This is a genomic window from Microbacterium sp. (assembly GCF_047972865.1).
In the GTDB taxonomy this organism is placed as follows: Bacteria; Actinomycetota; Actinomycetes; order Actinomycetales; family Microbacteriaceae; genus Microbacterium.
The window spans coordinates 1-1,913 of the sequence record NZ_JBKEAY010000230.1 but is presented as its reverse complement, the minus strand read 5'-3'; the positions used below and the strand labels follow the sequence as shown (position 1 = coordinate 1,913).

Here is a 1,913-nt window from a genome sequence, read left to right as displayed (position 1 = left end):
CGGTGAGCTTGAAGACCGGGATGCCCGTCCACATCGAGACGATGTCGGCGATCTCCTCCTCACCGATCGACGGACGCGGACCGCCGTCCTCGGACTTCCATTCCTCTTCCAGATCGCGCTTCTTGTTGGTGAGGCGCCGCTCGTTGTCGCGGAGGTTCGCGGCCTTCTCGAACTCCTGCGCCTCGATGGCGGCTTCCTTCTCCTTGCGCACCGACTCGATCTCGTCTTCGAGTTCGCGGTACGACGGCGGTGCCGTCATCGTCTTGATGCGCATGCGGCTGGCGGCCTCGTCGATGAGGTCGATGGCCTTGTCCGGCAGGAACCGTTCGGAGATGTATCGGTCGGCGAGGTTCGCCGCGGCCTCCAGCGCTTCGTCGGTGATCGTGCACTTGTGGTGCTCTTCGTACCGATCGCGGAGCCCGCGCAGGATCTGCACGGTCTCTTCCTGCGACGGCTCATCCACCCGGATCTGCTGGAAGCGGCGCTCCAGCGCCGAGTCCCGCTCGAGGTACTTGCGATACTCGTCCAGGGTGGTGGCACCGACGGTCTGCAACTCGCCGCGAGCGAGCGCGGGCTTCAGGCTGCTGGCCGCGTCGATGGCGCCCTCGGCCGCGCCGGCGCCGACGAGATTATGGATCTCGTCGATGAACAGGATGATGTCGCCGCGCTGGGTGATCTCCTTCATCACCTTCTTGAGGCGCTCCTCAAACTCGCCACGGTACTTGGAACCGGCGACCAGCGCGGCCAGGTCGAGGGTGTAGATCTGCTTGTTCTTGAGGAGCTCGGGAACCTGGTTGCTGGCGATCCGCTGTGCGAGTCCTTCGACCACCGCGGTCTTGCCCACGCCCGGTTCGCCGATGAGCACCGGGTTGTTCTTCGTCCGGCGCGAGAGGATCTGCATGACCCGCTCGATCTCCTCCTGGCGACCGACGACGGGGTCCAGCTTGCCCTCGGACGCGATCTTGGTGAGGTTGCGCCCGAACTGCTCCAGCAGCTTGCTCGACTTCTTGTCCTGCTGCTGACCGCTGGACTGGCCACCCTGCTGACGCCGTCCCGGGCCGGACAGCATCCGGATGATCTCGTTGCGGATCTTCTCGCTGTCGGCATCGAAGTCGTTGAGGATCCGGGCGGCGACGCCCTCGTTCTCGCGGACGAGTCCGAGCAGGATGTGCTCGGTCCCGATGTTGTTGTGCCCCAGGGACAGGGCCTCGCGGAGGGCGAGTTCGAGCACCTTCTTGGCGCGCGGCGTGAACGGGATCTGCCCCGAGGTCACCTCTTCGCCTGAGCCGACGATGCGGATGACCTGGGCACGGACCTCCTCGACGGTGATCTCGAGCTGCTCGAGCACGCGGGCGGCGAGCCCTTCCTCTTCGCGCAGCAGCCCCAGCAGAATGTGCTCGGTCCCGATGTAGTTGTGTTTGAGGGTGCGCGCCTCCTCCTGGGCAAGCACCACGACCTGTCGCGCGCGTTCCGTAAACCGCTCAAACAACGGGGAGAAACCTCCTACTCATGCGGGACCGGCGTGGAGCGACGGGCACCGCGTTGACCCGGGGCGTTGGGTGGTCGACCTGAGTTCGATCATCTGGGCGAACCTGCCGAGATACCGCACAACCACCCCATCTTGGCCGCAAGTACTGCAATTCCGAGAAGGCCGATGGTAGCACGACCCCCCCATGTCCCCGCCCACATCGGTTCGCCGTGAGCCGCGCTGAAATGATGCGCCAGTCGGCCCCCATCCGACCACCCCAGGATGGATGGTTCTGCTGCGGCCGTCCGAGGGAGGCCCACCCGCGACGGGCGGTTGCGGGGCGCCCTCACAGCAGGTCTCGACCTTGCGGTGGCAGCGGTCGCACCAGACGCCGTTGTGCCGCCAGACCAGGACGCCGTCGCAGATGGGGCAGCACGGCGATCCC

Annotated in this window: 1 protein-coding gene; it reads right to left on the bottom strand. The window is 66.0% G+C overall.

Annotated elements, in window-relative coordinates:
* A partial coding sequence (locus ACK5KK_RS14190; protein WP_416890736.1) for a Clp protease N-terminal domain-containing protein occupies positions 1–1,489 on the bottom strand: 1,489 nt, incomplete at its 3' end.
* Positions 1,490–1,913 lie beyond the last annotated feature (424 nt).